This window comes from Pseudomonas sp. SWRI111 (genome assembly GCF_014268555.1).
In the GTDB taxonomy this organism is placed as follows: domain Bacteria; phylum Pseudomonadota; class Gammaproteobacteria; order Pseudomonadales; family Pseudomonadaceae; genus Aquipseudomonas; species Aquipseudomonas hamedanensis.
On the sequence record NZ_JABWQQ010000019.1, the window covers coordinates 76,741 to 93,029 of the forward strand.

At 60.7% G+C, this 16,289-nt stretch carries 15 protein-coding genes; 11 read left to right on the top strand and 4 right to left on the bottom strand.

The annotated features are described in order from the left end of the window. Window positions 1-98: 98 nt before the first annotated feature. Window positions 99-1,694, top strand: a complete 1,596-nt coding sequence (locus tag HU755_RS20725) for a glycosyl hydrolase family 17 protein (protein ID WP_186635990.1) — start codon at window positions 99-101, stop codon at window positions 1,692-1,694. A 100-nt stretch (window positions 1,695-1,794) separates the two neighbouring features. On the opposite strand, the gene HU755_RS20730 is transcribed toward HU755_RS20725, so the two are convergent. Beyond that, window positions 1,795-2,163, bottom strand: a complete 369-nt coding sequence (locus HU755_RS20730; RefSeq protein ID WP_186635993.1) for a hypothetical protein — start codon at window positions 2,161-2,163, stop codon at window positions 1,795-1,797. Window positions 2,164-2,387: 224 nt separating this feature from the next. Here HU755_RS20730 and HU755_RS20735 point away from each other — a divergent pair, with 224 nt between their 5' ends. Both HU755_RS20735 and HU755_RS20740 read left to right on the top strand, forming a co-directional pair. Continuing rightward, complete coding sequence (locus HU755_RS20735) at window positions 2,388-3,686, top strand: serine/threonine protein kinase (RefSeq protein ID WP_186551054.1); 1,299 nt, start codon at window positions 2,388-2,390, stop codon at window positions 3,684-3,686. After that, a complete protein-coding gene (locus HU755_RS20740) occupies window positions 3,679-4,467 on the top strand; it encodes a VacJ family lipoprotein (protein WP_186551055.1) in 789 nt (262 codons plus the stop codon). Before HU755_RS20735 ends, HU755_RS20740 begins: the two co-directional genes overlap by 8 nt. A 173-nt stretch (window positions 4,468-4,640) precedes the next feature. On the opposite strand, the gene HU755_RS20745 is transcribed toward HU755_RS20740, so the two are convergent. Then, a complete protein-coding gene (locus HU755_RS20745; RefSeq protein ID WP_186635996.1) occupies window positions 4,641-5,555 on the bottom strand; it encodes a DUF808 domain-containing protein in 915 nt (304 codons plus the stop codon). A gap of 135 nt (window positions 5,556-5,690) precedes the next feature. Between HU755_RS20745 and HU755_RS20750 the strand changes: the two genes are divergently transcribed. Further along, window positions 5,691-6,296: a TetR/AcrR family transcriptional regulator gene (locus tag HU755_RS20750; RefSeq protein ID WP_186551057.1), complete on the top strand. Its 606-nt coding sequence runs from the start codon at window positions 5,691-5,693 to the stop codon at window positions 6,294-6,296. A gap of 103 nt (window positions 6,297-6,399) precedes the next feature. Here HU755_RS20750 and HU755_RS20755 read toward each other — a convergent pair whose 3' ends face one another. Further along, window positions 6,400-6,858, bottom strand: coding sequence for a transposase (locus tag HU755_RS20755; RefSeq protein WP_186635999.1), 459 nt, complete (start codon window positions 6,856-6,858; stop codon window positions 6,400-6,402). A gap of 211 nt (window positions 6,859-7,069) precedes the next feature. Next, complete coding sequence (locus HU755_RS20760; RefSeq protein WP_186636002.1) at window positions 7,070-7,504, bottom strand: heme-binding protein; 435 nt, start codon at window positions 7,502-7,504, stop codon at window positions 7,070-7,072. Window positions 7,505-7,772: 268 nt separating this feature from the next. Here HU755_RS20760 and gcl point away from each other — a divergent pair, with 268 nt between their 5' ends. The 7 genes from gcl (at window position 7,773) to HU755_RS20795 (ending at window position 16,266) form a co-directional block, all read left to right on the top strand. Next, on the top strand, window positions 7,773-9,548 hold the full coding sequence (gene gcl, locus HU755_RS20765; RefSeq protein WP_008083509.1) for a glyoxylate carboligase: 1,776 nt from the start codon (window positions 7,773-7,775) through the stop codon (window positions 9,546-9,548). 138 nt (window positions 9,549-9,686) lie between these two features. Then, window positions 9,687-10,469 carry a hydroxypyruvate isomerase gene (gene hyi, locus HU755_RS20770; protein WP_186636005.1) on the top strand — a complete coding sequence of 261 codons (783 nt, stop codon included), beginning with the start codon at window positions 9,687-9,689 and terminating at the stop codon, window positions 10,467-10,469. 160 nt (window positions 10,470-10,629) lie between these two features. Then, the gene (locus HU755_RS20775; protein WP_186636008.1) at window positions 10,630-11,523 is read left to right on the top strand and encodes a 2-hydroxy-3-oxopropionate reductase; all 894 of its coding nucleotides are present in this window, start codon (window positions 10,630-10,632) and stop codon (window positions 11,521-11,523) included. 154 nt (window positions 11,524-11,677) lie between these two features. After that, the gene (locus HU755_RS20780; RefSeq protein WP_186636011.1) at window positions 11,678-12,952 is read left to right on the top strand and encodes a glycerate kinase; all 1,275 of its coding nucleotides are present in this window, start codon (window positions 11,678-11,680) and stop codon (window positions 12,950-12,952) included. Then, entirely contained in the window at window positions 12,949-14,364 is a 1,416-nt protein-coding gene (pyk, locus tag HU755_RS20785; RefSeq protein WP_186636014.1) for a pyruvate kinase, read from the top strand. Before HU755_RS20780 ends, pyk begins: the two co-directional genes overlap by 4 nt. 141 nt (window positions 14,365-14,505) lie before the next feature. Next, a complete protein-coding gene (locus HU755_RS20790) occupies window positions 14,506-15,420 on the top strand; it encodes an urea transporter (protein ID WP_186636017.1) in 915 nt (304 codons plus the stop codon). 21 nt (window positions 15,421-15,441) lie between these two features. Further along, the gene (locus HU755_RS20795) at window positions 15,442-16,266 is read left to right on the top strand and encodes an ion transporter (protein ID WP_186636020.1); all 825 of its coding nucleotides are present in this window, start codon (window positions 15,442-15,444) and stop codon (window positions 16,264-16,266) included. Window positions 16,267-16,289 lie beyond the last annotated feature (23 nt).

The window sequence follows — 16,289 nt, forward strand, 5'->3', positions numbered from 1 at the left end:
ACATCAGAACGCCATTAACCGCCCTTGAATATTTGACGCCAGACAATCCGCCCGAACTTTGCATGGGCAACGCCTGCGAGCCACCAGCCCGTCCGTAAATGCAGGTAACATGCGCCGCTTTGCAGCCACTCGGCCCGACCATGTCCGCGACGTCCCGCTCCCCCCTTCTCGCTTATCTGTTCGCCTGCCTGCTCGGGCTGTTCGCCATCGGCGGTTTCTGGTACGGCCTCGGCCATCCGGTGGTGCTGCCGGACGCCGCGACACCGACGCACAAGCTGCAATGCGCCTCGTACACGCCCTTCGATAAAGACCAATCGCCGTTCGACGTCCCGTTCAAATTGCGCCCGGAGCGCATGGACGCCGACCTTGCACTGCTGGCAACGCGTTTCGAATGCATTCGCACCTACTCGATGACCGGCCTGGAGGCGATACCGGACCTGGCGCGTAAACATGGCCTGAAAGTGATGATCGGCGCCTGGGTCAACAGCAACCCGGTGGAGACTGAAAAGGAAGTCGATTTGCTGATCGCTTCGGCCAATGCCAATGCGGATGTGGTCAGCGCCGTGATCGTTGGCAACGAGGCCTTGCTGCGCAAGGAAGTCAGCGCCGCGCAACTGGTCCGACTGATCGACAAAGTCAAAAGCCAGGTCAAGCAGCCAGTGACTTACGCCGATGTCTGGGAGTTCTGGCTCAAACACCCGGAAGTCGCGCCGGCCGTGGATTTCCTGACTATCCACCTGCTCCCCTATTGGGAAGATGCCCCGTCGAATATCGACGTCGCGCTGCAACACGTGGCGGACGTACGCCAGGTGTTCGGCCACAAGTTCGCTCCCAAAGACGTGATGATCGGCGAAACCGGCTGGCCGAGCGAAGGCCGCCAGCGCGAGACTGCGGTGCCGAGCCGGGTCAACGAAGCGAAATTCATACGCGGCTTTGTTGCCATGGCCGAAAGAGAAGGCTGGCGTTACAACCTGATCGAAGCCTTCGATCAGCCCTGGAAGCGTGGCAGCGAAGGCGCGGTCGGCGGCTATTGGGGTCTGTTCGATGCCGATCGGCAGGACAAGGGCGTACTCGCCGGGCCGGTGAGCAATGTGCCGTACTGGCAACAGTGGCTGGCGGTCGGTGGTTTGATATTCCTTGGCACGCTGTTCCTTGGCGGTCGTGTCCGCACAACGCGCGCGGCGTTGCTGCTGCCGCTGCTGGGCGCCCTCGCCGCCTGCTCGCTGGGCGCCTGGGGGGATCTGGCGCGGCTGACCACGCGATTTGCCAGTGAATGGCTGTGGGTCGGCTTGCTGACCGCGTTGAATTTGTTGGTGCTCGCGCACGCCGCGCTGACGTTGAGTGCACGCAGCGGTTGGCGCTCACGCGCATTCGATTTCCTTGAGCGTCGCGCCGGCTGGCTGGTCGCGACGGCAGGCTTTGCGGCGGCGGTGATGATGCTGGAAATGGTCTTCGACCCGCGTTATCGCAGTTTCGCCAGCATGGCGTTCGTGCTGCCGGCGCTGGTTTATCTGTGCCGGCCGGTGAACGTGCCGCGGCGGGAGATCGCCTTGCTGACCTTTATGATCGGTGCAGGGATTGCACCGCAGTTGTATCAGGAAGGCTTGTTGAATCAGCAGGCGTGGGGTTGGGCGCTGGTCAGCGGGTTGATGGTGGCGGCGTTGTGGCGTTGCCTGCGCGTTCGCAGGACTTAAAGCTTCATGGGCTTCACTGGCCCTATCGCGAGCAGGCTCACTCCTACATTTTGGAATGCGTTCCCCTTGTAGGAGTGAGCCTGCTCGCGATAGCTGACTGTCAGGCGCCGCGAGAGGATCTGACCAACCGCAACCCGGCAATCACCACCGCAAACACCGCCAACGTCGTGTTGTACAACGCCAGCGCCGGCAAACCCATCACCAGCGCCAGCACCGCCAGCCACCACCCTGCCCGTCCGGGCACAACGAAACCCGACACCGCCGTCCCCAGCGCCGCCCAGCCCAGTACCTTGAAATGAATCATCAGCCCCAGGTTCGAACGCACGACGCATTCCCAACGGCTGGCCTCATCCACGCAGATGCCCACCCAGCGTCCGTCCTCCATAAAGCCATATCGCGCGCCATAGCTGGCGGCCAGCCACAACGGCAAGAGAACGAGCAGCACAATCACGGGCAAGCGGCGAGACATGAAGCACTCCAATCTACGGAAATCGGCGGCCAGCTTAATCTGCCGTGATCCATACGCAAGCGCTAACAACACTTAACTGTTCATCCAGGCCGTGCAAAGTGTATCGTCCAGCTACTATTACTCCGAATTCCGCCTGTTTGGTGCCGAGGCATGGCACTTTGGTGCAAACCCGGTGGTCATAGCCTGCGAACTTCATCCGGCACCTTCCTCTAAGGGATCTAGTCATGCTCCGTTCCTTGCGCTTCGCCGCGCTGTTCAGCGGCCTTATTTCGAGTGCGTCCGCACTGGCGGTGGATATCGACGCCGCCAGTTATGGCTACCCGCTGACCAACCCGTTCGAGGCGACTATCGCCACGACTCCGCCGGACCTGCGTCCGGAATTGCCGCTGGACGACGACATCAACCAGTCCGATCGCAGCCTTACGCTGCGCCCGGAGCGCGAGTTCCAGTTGCCGGACAATTTCTGGGCGGTAAAAAAGCTCACTTATCGCATCGCCACCCAGGACAAGCCGGCACCGCTGATCTTCCTGATTGCCGGTACCGGCGCGCGCTATGACAGCACCCTCAACGAATACCTGAAAAAGCTCTATTACAAGGCTGGCTACCACGTCGTGCAGCTGTCGTCGCCCACCAGCTTCGACTTCATCAGCGCCGCCTCGCGTTTCGCCACCCCGGGCGTCACCAAGGAAGACGCCGAAGACATGTACCGGGTGATGCAAGCGGTGCGGGCGCAGAACCCGAAACTGCCGGTCACCGAGTATTACCTGACCGGCTACAGCCTCGGCGCGCTGGATGCCGCGTTCGTCGCGCACCTGGACGAGACGCGCCGCAGCTTCAACTTCAAGAAAGTCCTGCTGCTCAATCCGCCGGTCAACCTTTACACCTCGGTGACCAACCTCGACAAGCTGGTGCAAACCGAGGTTAAAGGCATCAACAGCAGTACCACGTTCTATGAACTGGTACTGGGCAAGTTGACCCGCTACTTCCAGCAGAAGGGCTACATCGACCTCAACGATGCCTTGCTCTACGACTTCCAGCAGTCCAAGCAGCACCTGACCAATGAACAGATGGCCATGCTGATCGGTACGTCGTTCCGCTTCTCGGCAGCCGACATTGCCTACACCTCGGACCTGGTCAACCGTCGTGGGCTGATCACCCCGCCGAAGTACCCGATTACCGAAAGCACCAGCCTCACGCCGTTCCTCAAGCGTGCATTGCAGTGCGATTTCGACTGCTACCTGACCGAGCAGGTGATTCCGATGTGGCGTGCGCGCACCGATGGCGGCAGCCTGCTGCAACTGATCGATCAGGTCAGCCTGTATGCGCTCAAGGATTACCTGCACGACAGCCCGAAAATCGCCGTGATGCACAACGCCGACGACGTCATCCTCGGCCCGGGCGACCTCGGTTTCCTGCGCAAGACCTTCGGTGACCGTCTGACCGTATATCCACTGGGCGGCCACTGCGGCAACCTTAACTACCGCGTCAACAGCGACGCCATGCTGGAGTTCTTCCGTGGCTAAATATCTCCTGCTGATTGCAGCGTTCCTCTGTGCAGGCGTGGCCCAGGCCGACAACAGCAAAGCCAATGCACCGGTGGTGGTCGACAGCGACGGTTTCAAGGAGCCGCTGACCAAACTCAAGTTCAACCCGGGCCTGGACCAGCGCGAGTTCGAGCGCTCGACGCTCAACGCGCTGAACGTCTACGACCCGCTGGAGTCGTGGAACCGTCGGGTCTATCACTTTAACTACCGCTTCGACCAGTGGGTGTTCCTGCCGGTGGTTGACGGGTATCGCTACATCACGCCGAGCTTCGTGCGCACCGGGGTGAGCAACTTCTTCAACAACATTGGCGACGTGCCGAACCTGGTCAACAGCCTGTTGCAGTTCAAGGGCCAGCGCTCGATGGAAACCACTGCGCGCCTGCTGCTCAACACCACGATCGGCATCGCCGGCCTGTGGGACCCGGCGACCGCCATGGGCCTGCCGCGCCAGAGCGAAGACTTCGGCCAGACCCTGGGCTTCTATGGCGTGCCGGGCGGCGCCTACTTCGTGCTGCCGATCTTCGGCCCCTCGAACATCCGCGACACGGCGGGCCTTGCCGTGGATTACACCGCCGACTCTGCGATCAACTTCCTCAATGTGGCGGAAGTCAGCTCCAACCATCCTGAAGTCTGGGCATTGCGTGCGATCGACAAGCGCTATCAGACCAGCTTCCGCTATGGACAGATGAACTCGCCGTTCGAGTACGAGAAAGTGCGTTACGTGTACACCGAGGCGCGTAAATTGCAGATTGCCGAGTAATTTCGGCGGGTACAAAAAAGGGCCATTCGATGCGAATCGAATGGCCCTTTTTCATGGCACAACACCCATCAACTGTAGGAGTGAGCCTGCTCGCGATAGCGGTGTGTCAGACGATTAGTTTATGTCTGATACACCGCTATCGCGAGCAGGCTCACTCCTACAAGGGTTTGAGTTCAGCCTTTTATTGCGCGCCAGGTCTTGCCGACGACAGCAACCACCGCCAACACCACCGCCCCGGCAATAATCCCCGCCACGCCATTGAGCAGCATCGGCACCGCGAAGCCGGCACTGCCCGCCGCCGCGCCAACGCCTTCAATCCAGTGATGCACTACCGGCACGCCGTGGGTGAGGATGCCGCCGCCGACCAGAAACATCGCCGCCGTACCGACCACCGACAGGGTTTTCATCATGTATGGCGCCGCGCTGAGGATGCCGCTGCCGATTTTTTTCGCCATTTGCCCAGGCTTCTGGGTCAGCCACAGGCCCAGGTCGTCGAGTTTGACGATGCCGGCGACCAGGCCGTAAACGCCCACAGTCATGACGAGGGCGATGCCGGACATCACCACCACTTGCTGGGTCAGTGAGGCATCCGCCACTGTGCCGAGGGTGATGGCAATAATTTCTGCCGAGAGGATGAAGTCTGTGCGAATCGCGCCCTTGATCTTGTCTTTCTCAAAAGCGACCAGATCGGTGGCCGGGTCGGCGACGGCTTCGGTCAACTGCGCATGCCCGGCTTCGTCTTCCTCTTTGCTGTGCAGGAATTTGTGCGCGAGCTTTTCGAAACCCTCGAAGCACAAGTACGCACCACCGACCATCAGCAACGGCGTCACCAGCCATGGCACGAATGCGCTGATCGCCAGCGCCGACGGCACCAGGATCAGTTTGTTGACGAACGAGCCCTTGGCCACCGCCCAAACCACGGGAATTTCCCGCTCGGCACGCACACCGGAGACTTGCTGGGCATTGAGCGCCAGATCGTCACCGAGCACGCCGGCGGTCTTCTTCGCAGCCATTTTAGTCATCAATGCAACGTCATCCAGAACGGTGGCGATGTCATCGATCAGCACCAGCAAACTGCTTCCTGCCATGAATCCTGTTTCCTTCTGTGTATGAATGTTGCCAAGCATAACGCGACCGCCGGCCACAGGCTGCATTGTTGAGCGTCGCTCAAGGCCGGTGCTACCATGCGCCACCGCCAGAACAGGCAAGGAATCACCGGGTTTATGAGCACAATCCGCGAGCGTAACAAAGAACTGATCCTGCGCGCCGCCAGCGAAGAGTTTGCCGACAAGGGCTTCGCGGCGACCAAAACCAGCGACATCGCCGCCAAGGCGGGATTGCCCAAGCCCAACGTCTACTACTACTTCAAGTCCAAGGAAAACCTCTACCGCGAAGTGCTGGAAAGCATCATCGAGCCGATTTTGCAGGCCTCGACGCCGTTCAACCCGGACGGCGTGCCGAGCGAGGTGCTGAGCGGCTACATCCGCTCGAAAATCCGCATCTCCCGCGACCTGCCCTTCGCCTCCAAGGTGTTCGCCAGCGAAATCATGCACGGCGCCCCACACCTGAGCGCCGATCTGGTCGAACAACTCAACGCCCAAGCCAAGCACAACATCGATTGCATCCAGAGCTGGATCGACCGCGGCCAGATCGCCCCGATCGACCCCAACCACCTGATGTTCAGCATCTGGGCCGCGACCCAGACCTACGCCGACTTCGACTGGCAGATTTCTGCAGTGACCGGCAAAGACAAGCTGGACGAGGCGGATTACGAGGCCGCGGCGCAGACGATTATCCGGTTGGTGTTGAAGGGGTGTGAGCCGGACTGAAAGACCGTAGCGATGCTATCGCGAGCAGGCTCACTCCTACAGGGGAATGCATTCCAACTTGTAGGAGTGAGCCTGCTCGCGATCGAGGCGACGCGGTCCCGGCTCAAACCCAGATCGCCCCCCAAAGCGGATATTCGCTAAGCCTGTCAACCAGCCCTGCGCGCAATGGATTGGCTACTACATACCGCGCCATTTTCACTAAATCATCGTCCTTTCGCAGCGCCCGATCATGAAAACCTCTCTGCCAGAGCACGCTGATTTCACCAGTCGCTTGCCTCACAGACCTGGTGCTCAGCGACTTGGTTTTTTGCATCAGCACACTCAATGAACCGCTCCGTAACTCAATCAGCCAATGGAAATGGTCTGGCATGACAACCCAGGCCAGTGAATTTACCAATCCCGATTCTTGCGCATTCTGCAACTGGTCAGCGACCAGCCTACCCAAGGCAAAATCCGTAAAGATCGGCCTTCGTTGATGGGTGTTACTGGTCAGCAGATAGATTCGGCTGACTTCGGCATAGCGCCCGACTCGCAATTTATGTGCAGCAGGTAGATCCGGCATTCCTTTGCCTCCTGTGAGCAAGTCATAAAAGGCTAGTACGGGAAATGCGAATGGAGCGGGCTAACTGTTGGCAGGATGTGTCTGGGAGATAGCTATCGCGAGCAGGCTCACTCCTACACGGGATTTGTGGGATTCAGACATTTTGTGTCCAGCGCAAATCCCCTGTAGGAGTGAGCCTGCTCGCGATAGCATTTATTCAATCAACGCAGATTCACGCCCCCGCATCCGCCCTCAAATCCAGCGCCTCCACCGCTCTGATCGCCACCTGCTCGTCGACGTCCGACAAATCCCCACTGATCCCGATCGCGCCCAGCACTTCACCCGCTTGGTTGCGAATCAACACGCCACCCGGCGCCGGCACAACGCTGCCCTGCCCCATGCTGTTTAACGAAGAAAAAAACGCCGGACGTTGTTGCGCGTCCTGCGCCAGTAGCCGTGAGCCTTTGCCCAAGGCGATGGCGCCCCAGGCTTTGCCGATGGCGATATCGGGGCGCAACAGGCTGGCGCCGTCTTCGCGCTGCAGGGCGATCAGGTGGCCGCCGGTGTCGAGTACCGCGATGGTCAGCGGCGCGGCGTTGATGCCACGCCCTGCGCTGATGGCTTCGCTGACCAGGTTGACTGCGACTTTCAAGGTTAAAGCGCTCATGGTGCCGTCCTCATTTTGTTATAGGGAAAGTCGTGGGACTGTGCGTTTCTGCCGCAGCCCGATAAAACAAATAGAACACAATGACGTATGTTTTTGTATACAATAATTCTCGAAAAGCGCCACATGCGACGAAAAGCCACAGCAAAGCGGGCTTCCGACGAATGAAACAGGCGCTTGAGAAAATGGATTGACCTGCGCCGTCCGCCGTGAATAAACTCTGCGCAAAGCCACTTGTATACAATTACAAAACGTAAAGAGGCACAAAACCATGAGCAAAATGAGAGCAATCGAAGCCGCCGTTCTGGTGATGCGCCGTGAAGGGGTTGATACCGCTTTTGGCATCCCGGGCGCAGCGATCAACCCGCTGTACTCCGCCTTGCAGAAGGTCGGTGGCATCGATCACGTCCTTGCTCGCCACGTTGAAGGCGCCTCGCACATGGCCGAGGGCTACACCCGCACCAAGGCCGGCAACATCGGCGTGTGCATCGGTACATCCGGCCCGGCCGGTACCGACATGGTCACCGGGCTCTACAGCGCCTCGGCCGACTCGATTCCAATCCTCTGCATAACCGGCCAGGCACCCCGCGCCCGCATGCACAAGGAAGACTTCCAGGCGGTCGACATCACCAGCATCGTCAAGCCAGTCACCAAGTGGGCAACCACCGTTCTCGAACCGGGCCAGGTGCCTTACGCGTTCCAGAAAGCTTTCTTTGAAATGCGCTCCGGCCGTCCAGGCCCGGTGCTGATCGATCTGCCGTTCGACGTGCAGATGGCCGAAATCGAATTCGACATCGACGCCTATCAGCCGCTGCCACTGGCCAAACCGACTGCGACCCGCGTGCAGGTCGAGAAAGCCCTGGCGTTACTGGATCAGGCCGAGCGTCCACTGCTGGTTGCCGGTGGCGGCATCATCAACGCCGATGCCAGCGATCTGCTGGTCGAGTTCGCCGAGCTGACCGGCATCCCGGTCATCCCGACCCTGATGGGCTGGGGCACCATTCCTGACGATCACCCGTTGATGGTCGGCATGGTCGGTTTGCAGACGTCGCACCGTTACGGCAACGCGACGATGCTCAAATCCGACGTGGTGCTGGGCATCGGCAACCGTTGGGCCAACCGTCACACCGGCTCGGTCGACGTTTACACCGAAGGTCGCAAGTTCATTCACGTCGACATAGAAGGCACGCAAATCGGCCGCGTGTTCACCCCGGATCTGGGCATTGTTTCCGACGCAGCCGCCGCGCTGACGGTGTTCATCGAAGTCGCCCGAGAATGGCAAGCCGCCGGCAAGCTGAAAAACCGCAGCGCATGGCTGCAGGATTGCCAGCAGCGCAAAGCCAGCCTGCATCGCAAAACCCACTTCGACAACGTGCCGGTCAAGCCGCAGCGCGTATATGAAGAAATGAACCAGGTGTTCGGCAAGGACACCTGCTACGTCAGCACCATTGGTCTGTCGCAGATTGCCGGCGCGCAGTTCCTGCACGTCTACAAACCGCGTCACTGGATCAACTGTGGCCAGGCTGGCCCGTTGGGCTGGACCATTCCGGCGGCGCTGGGCGTGGTCAAGGCCGATCCGAACCGCAAAGTCGTGGCCCTGTCGGGGGACTATGATTTTCAGTTCATGATCGAAGAACTGGCGGTCGGCGCTCAGTTCAAACTGCCGTACATCCACGTCGTGGTGAACAACTCGTACCTGGGTCTGATCCGTCAGGCACAGCGCGGGTTCGAAATGGACTACTGCGTGCAGCTGTCCTTCGATAACCTGAACGCGCCGGAACTCAACGGTTACGGTGTCGACCACGTCGCGGTTGCCGAAGGCCTCGGCTGCAAGGCGCTGCGGGTGTTCGAACCGTCGGAGATCGCCCCTGCCCTGCGCAAGGCTGAACAGATGATCGAAGAGTTCAAGGTGCCGGTGATCGTCGAGATCATTCTGGAGCGTGTGACCAACATCTCCATGGGTACCGAGATCAACGCGGTCAACGAGTTTGAAGACCTGGCACTGGTCGGCAACGACGCGCCGACGGCAATTTCGTTGCTTGACTGATTGCTGACAGCTGATCGTTCCCACGCTCTGCGTGGGAATGCAGCCCGGGACGCTCCGCGTCCCAAAGCGGACGCAGAGCGTCCATTGAGGGATTCCCACGCAGAGCGTGGGAACGAGAATCTAGAACGGGAGACCACCATGCCGCGTTTCGCAGCCAACCTGTCCATGCTGTTCACCGAACAGGATTTCCTTGCCCGTTTCGACGCCGCCGCCAAGGCCGGTTTCAGTGGCGTGGAATACCTGTTCCCGTACGATTTCAGCTCTGCCGAAATCAAGGCAAAACTGCAAGCCAACGGTCTGACCCAAGTGCTGTTCAACCTGCCGGCCGGTGACTGGGCCAAGGGCGAGCGTGGTATCGCCTGCCTGCCGGACCAGGTCGAAGAGTTCCGCGCCGGGGTCGATCTGGCGATTGCCTACGCGCAAGTGCTGGGCAACACCCAGGTCAACTGCCTGGCCGGTATCCGCCCGCAAGGCGTCGACGATGCCACGATTGAAAAGACCTTCGTCGCCAACCTCAAATACGCCGCCGACAAGCTGCAAGCGGCGGGCATCAAACTGGTGATGGAAGCGATCAACACCCGCGACATCCCCGGCTTCTACCTGAACAACACGGCGCAGGCCCTGTCGATTCGCGAGCAGGTCGGCAGCGCCAATCTGTTCCTGCAATACGACATCTATCACATGCAAATCATGGAAGGCGATCTGGCCCGCACCCTGCAATCGCACCTGGGCGAGATCAACCATGTGCAGCTCGCGGACAACCCCGGGCGCAACGAACCGGGCACCGGTGAGATCAACTACCGCTTCCTGTTCGAACACCTCGACCGCATCGGTTATCAGGGTTGGGTGGGTTGCGAGTACAAGCCGCTGACCACCACTGAAGCAGGCCTGGGCTGGCTGAAAACCCATAACGCAATCTAAAAACACCGCAAATCCCCTGTAGGAGTGAGCCTGCTCGCGATGAGGCCGGCACATTCAATATCGATGCTGCCTGACAGAACGCTATCGCGAGCAGGCTCACTCCTACAGAAAAGCAGCTCCCCTATTTGCTTGAGCACGACAAAAACAAGAGGATTTTCTCATGGCTAAAATCGGATTTATCGGCACTGGCATCATGGGCCACCCAATGGCGGCGAACCTGCAGAAAGCCGGTCACAGCCTGTTCCTGTCGCAACACCACGACGCTGCCCCGGCCGATCTGGTCGCTGCTGGCGCTGTCGCCCTGGCCAACCCGCGCGAAGTGGCGCAGGAAGCCGAATTCATCATCGTCATGGTCCCCGACACCCCGCAGGTCGATGACGTGCTGTTCCGCGCTGACGGTGTTGCAGCTGGTATCGGCAAGGGCAAAGTGGTCATCGACATGAGCTCGATCTCGCCGACCGCTACGAAAGCCTTCGCGGCGAAGATCAACGAGAAAGGCGCGCAGTACCTCGACGCGCCGGTGTCCGGCGGTGAAGTCGGCGCCAAAGCCGCGACCTTGAGCATCATGGTCGGTGGCGATGTCGATGCCTTCGAACGCGCCCTGCCGCTGTTCCAGGCCATGGGCAAGAACATCACCCTGGTCGGTGGCAACGGTGACGGTCAGACCGCCAAGGTCGCCAACCAGATCATCGTCGCACTGAACATTCAGGCGGTCGCTGAAGCCCTGCTGTTCGCCTCGAAAAACGGCGCCGATCCAGCCAAGGTGCGCGAAGCGCTGATGGGCGGTTTCGCCTCTTCGAAGATTCTCGAAGTGCACGGCGAGCGCATGATCAAGGGCACCTTCGACCCAGGCTTCCGCATCAGCCTGCACCAGAAAGACCTGAACCTGGCCCTGCAAGGCGCCAAAGAGTTGAACATCAACCTGCCGAACACCGCCAACGCCCAGCAAGTGTTCAGCACCTGCGCAGCCATCGGTGGCAGCAACTGGGACCACTCGGCGCTGATCAAGGGCCTGGAACACATGGCCAACTTCTCGATTCGCGACAACAAATAAAACCTGCACAAAACCCTGTGGGAGCGAGCCTGCTCGCGAAAGCGGTTTCACATTCAACATCCATGTTGGCTGACACACCGCCTTCGCGAGCAGGCTCGCTCCCACAAGGGACCTGAGTTGCCCTTTCGAATAACAAGAATTCCGGGAGCCCGCCATGTCGGTCGATCCGCAACAACTGCTGCGCGAGCTGTTTGCCACAGCCATCGACGCGGCCCATCCGAACCAAGTCCTCGAAGCCCATTTGCCCGCCGACCGCAGCGGCCGGGTGATCGTCATCGGTGCCGGCAAAGCCGCGGCCGCCATGGCCCAGGTCGTCGAGCGTTGCTGGGAAGGTGAAGTCACCGGCCTGGTGGTGACCCGTTACGGTCACGGCGCCCCGTGCGAAAAAATCGAAGTGGTCGAAGCCGCCCATCCGGTGCCGGACGCCGCCGGTCTGGCCGTGGCCAAACGCGTGCTGGAACTGGTCAGCAATCTCAGCGAAGACGACCGTGTGATCTTCCTGCTCTCCGGCGGCGGCTCTGCCCTGCTCGCCTTGCCGGCCGAAGGCATCACCCTCGCCGACAAGCAGGCGATCAACAAAGCCCTGCTCAAATCCGGTGCGACCATCGGCGAGATGAACTGCGTGCGCAAACACCTCTCGGCGATCAAGGGCGGGCGCCTCGGCAAGGCCTGCTGGCCTGCCACGGTTTACACCTACGCGATTTCCGATGTACCGGGCGACCTCGCCACCGTCATCGCCTCCGGCCCGACCGTGGCCGATCCGAGCACGTCGGCCGAAGCCCTGGCGATCATCAAGCGCTACGGCATCGACATTCCGGCCTCGGTGCGCAACTGGCTGCAAAGCCCGCAATCGGAAACGGTCAAACCCGGCGACCCGCGTCTGGCGCGCAGTCACTTCCAGTTGATCGCCCGTCCACAGCAATCGCTGGATGCCGCGGCGGTGAAATGCCGTCAGGCCGGTTTCAGCACACTGATCCTCGGCGACCTCGAAGGCGAATCCCGCGAAGTGGCGAAAGTCCACGCCGGCATAGCCCGACAGATCATCAACCACGGCCAGCCACTCGCCGCGCCATGCGTGATTCTCTCCGGCGGTGAAACCACAGTGACCGTGCGCGGCAACGGCCGTGGCGGACGCAACGCTGAATTCCTTCTCAGCCTGACCGACAGCCTCAAGGGCCAGGCCGGCGTCTATGCGCTGGCCGGCGACACCGATGGCATCGATGGCTCGGAAGACAATGCCGGCGCGATCATGACCCCGGACAGCTACGCCCGCGCTGCGGCCTTGGGTTTGAGCGCCAGCGACGAGCTGGATAACAACAACGGTTACGGCTACTTCCAGGCGCTTGATGCGCTGATTGTCACCGAGCCGACCCGCACCAACGTCAACGACTTCCGCGCCATCCTGATCCTTGAGAACTGCAAATCATGACGCCTGATAAAAAGGTCAAAATCCTCGCCACCCTCGGGCCTGCGGTTGATGGCATCGACGACATCCGCGAGCTGGTCGAGGCCGGGGTGAATATCTTCCGCCTCAACTTCAGCCACGGCGATCACGCCGACCATGCCAAGCGCTATCAATGGATCCGCGAAGTCGAGCGCCAGCTCAATTATCCACTGGGCATCCTCATGGACTTGCAAGGGCCGAAACTGCGTGTCGGCAAGTTCGCCGACGGCAAGGTGCAACTGCATCGCGGTCAGGCGTTCCGTCTCGATCTCGATGCGACGCCGGGCGATGAACGCCGAGTGAACCTGCCGCATGCGGAAATCATCGCAGCGCTGGAAGCCGGTATGGATCTGCTGCTTGACGACGGCAAACTGCGGCTGCGCGTAGTCACCAAATACGCTGATGCGATCGACACCACCGTGCTCAACGGCGGCGAACTGTCAGACCGCAAAGGCGTGAACGTGCCGCAAGCGCTGCTCGACCTCAGCCCGCTGACCGCCAAGGATCGCCGCGATCTGAGCTTCGGTCTGGAGCTGGGTGTCGACTGGGTCGCGCTGTCGTTCGTGCAGCGCCCGCAGGACATCATCGAAGCTCGCGCGCTGATCGGCGACAAGGCCTTTCTGATGGCGAAAATCGAAAAACCGTCGGCGGTCGAACAACTGCGCGAAATCGCTGAACTGAGCGACGCGATCATGGTGGCGCGCGGCGACCTTGGCGTCGAAGTGCCGGCCGAAAGCGTGCCGCAGATTCAGAAAAACATCATCACCACCTGCCGCGCGCTGGGCAAACCGGTGGTCGTGGCGACGCAGATGCTCGAATCGATGCGCTTCTCCCCGGCACCGACCCGCGCCGAGGTGACCGACGTCGCCAACGCCGTGGCCGAAGGCGCCGATGCGGTGATGCTGTCGGCGGAAACCGCGTCCGGCGAGTATCCGCTGGAAGCCGTGCAAATGATGAGCAAGATCATCCGCCAGGTGGAAAACGGCCCGGATTATCAGACCCAGCTCGACGTCAGCCGACCGAAAGCCGAAGCCACCGTTTCCGATGCAATCAGCTGCGCAATCCGCCGTATCAGCAACGTGCTGCCAGTGGCGGTGCTGGTCAATTACAGCGAGTCGGGCGCCTCGACGTTGCGCGCATCGCGCGAGCGACCGAAAGCGCCGATTCTCAACCTGACGCCGAACCTGCAAACCGCGCGGCGCTTGAGCGTGGCGTGGGGGATTCATTCGGTGGTCAACGATCGCCTGCGTCAGGTTGATGAGGTCTGCTCGACGGCGCTGGAGATCGCCCAGGCGCAGGGCATGGCCGAGCGTGGCGACACACTGCTGATCACCGCCGGCGTGCCGTTCGGACAGCCGGGCTCGACCAATTCGCTGCGCATCGAAACGTTGATTTAGCCTCCCACCATGATCGTTCCCACGCTCTGCGTGGGAATGCAGCCCGGGACGCTCCGCGTCCCAAGAGCAGACGCAGAGCGTCCATTGAGGCATTCCCACGCAGAGCGTGGGAACGATCAGCTGCCCAGATTATTTCCCGACATGCCTGCCAATCACTTCAACACCCACTGCCCCGACTGGGCCGAGGCTTTGCTCAACGGCTTCAGTCAGATTTTCTTCCAGCGCCATCCGCTGTGCGGCCTGCTGTGTCTGTTGGCGATTCTGCTGACCGCGCCAGTGCTGTTCGCCGGGGCGTTGCTCGGTGGCGTCGCCGGGTTGCTGACCGCGCAACGGCGCAACTACGCCAAGGCCGATCGCCAGGCCGGATTGTTCAGCTATAACGGCGTGCTGCTGGGCCTGCTGCTGAGCCTGTACTTCCCGTGGTCGCCGCTGCTGCCGCCGCTGATTCTGGCGGCCGGCGGCTTGAGCGCGATGCTCACGCAGCAATGGCTCCAACACGTGTACCGCAGCCGCGCCATACCGGCCTACACCTCGCCGTTCGTAGCGATCAGTTGGCTGCTGCTGGCGTTCGCCGAACCGTCCGCGCCAGCGGCCACCATCGAATTGAACACCGCCAATGTGCTGGCTGCTGAACTGCGGGGCTTCGGCCAGGTGATGTTCCTCGACCATCCGTTGGCCGGGGCATTGATCGCCAGCGGTTTGCTGATGGCCGACCGCCGGGCTTTCTGCTGGGCGCTGTTCGCGTCGACAATCGGCCTCGGTTCGAGTCTGCTGCACCACGAAACCAGCGCCGCACTGGCCGGACTCGGCAGCTACAACGCCGTACTCGCCGCCCTCGCCTTCAGCGCTCAGCGCCAACATCCGTGGCTGCCGCTGCTCGGAATCGTCCTGGCACTGTTGGTGACGCCGTTGTTCGCCGCCCTCGGACTGGCGACACTGACCGCGCCGTTCATCCTCGCCTGCTGGCTGATCCGCTTCGGCCTGCAGATGCTTGGCAAAGCGTCGCTGGCGCATGAGCCTTGCGCTCACGGGGACAATCACCCTAGGCTGCGCTGATCTTCGATTCAGGCGTTATCCATGGACAGCAGCAACAATTGGCGCGAACGGCTTTTCGTCATGATTTTCCAGAGCGACACCCCGGCCGGGCGTCGCTTCGACGGCATTCTGCTGTTGATCATCCTCGCCAGTCTGGTGATCGTGATGCTCGACAGTATCGACAGCGTCCACCGCAATTACGCCGACCTGCTGGCCTACATCGAGTGGGGTTTCACGGCGATCTTCCTCGGCGAGTACATCCTGCGCCTGTATTGTTCACCCAAACCGCTGCGCTATGCCTTCAGCTTTTACGGACTGGTGGACCTGCTGGCGATCGTGCCCGGCATCCTCGCGTTGTATTACAGCGATGCGCAGTACCTGCTGATCATCCGCATCATCCGCATGCTGCGGATCTTCCGCGTACTCAAGCTCAGTCCGTACCTCAAGCAAGCCAACTATCTGATGTCGGCGCTGCGCGGCAGCAAGCAGAAAATCGTCGTGTTTCTGGTCAGCGTCTGCACGCTGGTGACGGTGTTCGGCACGCTGATGTACGTGATCGAAGGCCCGGAACATGGCTTCACCAGCATTCCCAAAGGCATCTATTGGGCGATCGTGACCTTGACCACGGTGGGCTTCGGCGACATCGTGCCGAAGACGCCCCTGGGTCAGGTGATCTCGTCGCTGGTGATGATTACCGGTTACTCGATCATCGCCGTGCCGACCGGCATTTTCACTGCCGAACTGGCTAATGCCATGCGCGGCGAGCAGCTGCAACATGACTGCCCGGGGTGTCAGAAAAAGAACCATGAGCAAAGTGCGGCGTTCTGTTCGCGCTGCGGCAGTCAGCTGTTCAAAAAAGTGGAATAAGCACAGAGCTTTTTAATCTTTAA

What these genes read in the sequence shown, in the direction of transcription:
- HU755_RS20780 (WP_186636011.1), top strand. Translation starts at nt 11,678, where the DNA reads ATGTCGGTCGATCCGCAACAACTGCTGCGCGAGCTGTTTGCCACAGCC.
- pyk (WP_186636014.1), top strand. Translation starts at nt 12,949, where the DNA reads ATGACGCCTGATAAAAAGGTCAAAATCCTCGCCACCCTCGGGCCTGCG.
- HU755_RS20760 (WP_186636002.1), bottom strand. Translation starts at nt 7,504, where the DNA reads ATGAGCGCTTTAACCTTGAAAGTCGCAGTCAACCTGGTCAGCGAAGCC.
- HU755_RS20750 (WP_186551057.1), top strand. Translation starts at nt 5,691, where the DNA reads ATGAGCACAATCCGCGAGCGTAACAAAGAACTGATCCTGCGCGCCGCC.
- HU755_RS20775 (WP_186636008.1), top strand. Translation starts at nt 10,630, where the DNA reads ATGGCTAAAATCGGATTTATCGGCACTGGCATCATGGGCCACCCAATG.
- HU755_RS20725 (WP_186635990.1), top strand. Translation starts at nt 99, where the DNA reads ATGCAGGTAACATGCGCCGCTTTGCAGCCACTCGGCCCGACCATGTCC.
- gcl (WP_008083509.1), top strand. Translation starts at nt 7,773, where the DNA reads ATGAGCAAAATGAGAGCAATCGAAGCCGCCGTTCTGGTGATGCGCCGT.
- HU755_RS20735 (WP_186551054.1), top strand. Translation starts at nt 2,388, where the DNA reads ATGCTCCGTTCCTTGCGCTTCGCCGCGCTGTTCAGCGGCCTTATTTCG.
- hyi (WP_186636005.1), top strand. Translation starts at nt 9,687, where the DNA reads ATGCCGCGTTTCGCAGCCAACCTGTCCATGCTGTTCACCGAACAGGAT.
- HU755_RS20795 (WP_186636020.1), top strand. Translation starts at nt 15,442, where the DNA reads ATGGACAGCAGCAACAATTGGCGCGAACGGCTTTTCGTCATGATTTTC.
- HU755_RS20745 (WP_186635996.1), bottom strand. Translation starts at nt 5,555, where the DNA reads ATGGCAGGAAGCAGTTTGCTGGTGCTGATCGATGACATCGCCACCGTT.
- HU755_RS20790 (WP_186636017.1), top strand. Translation starts at nt 14,506, where the DNA reads ATGCCTGCCAATCACTTCAACACCCACTGCCCCGACTGGGCCGAGGCT.
- HU755_RS20730 (WP_186635993.1), bottom strand. Translation starts at nt 2,163, where the DNA reads ATGTCTCGCCGCTTGCCCGTGATTGTGCTGCTCGTTCTCTTGCCGTTG.
- HU755_RS20755 (WP_186635999.1), bottom strand. Translation starts at nt 6,858, where the DNA reads ATGCCGGATCTACCTGCTGCACATAAATTGCGAGTCGGGCGCTATGCC.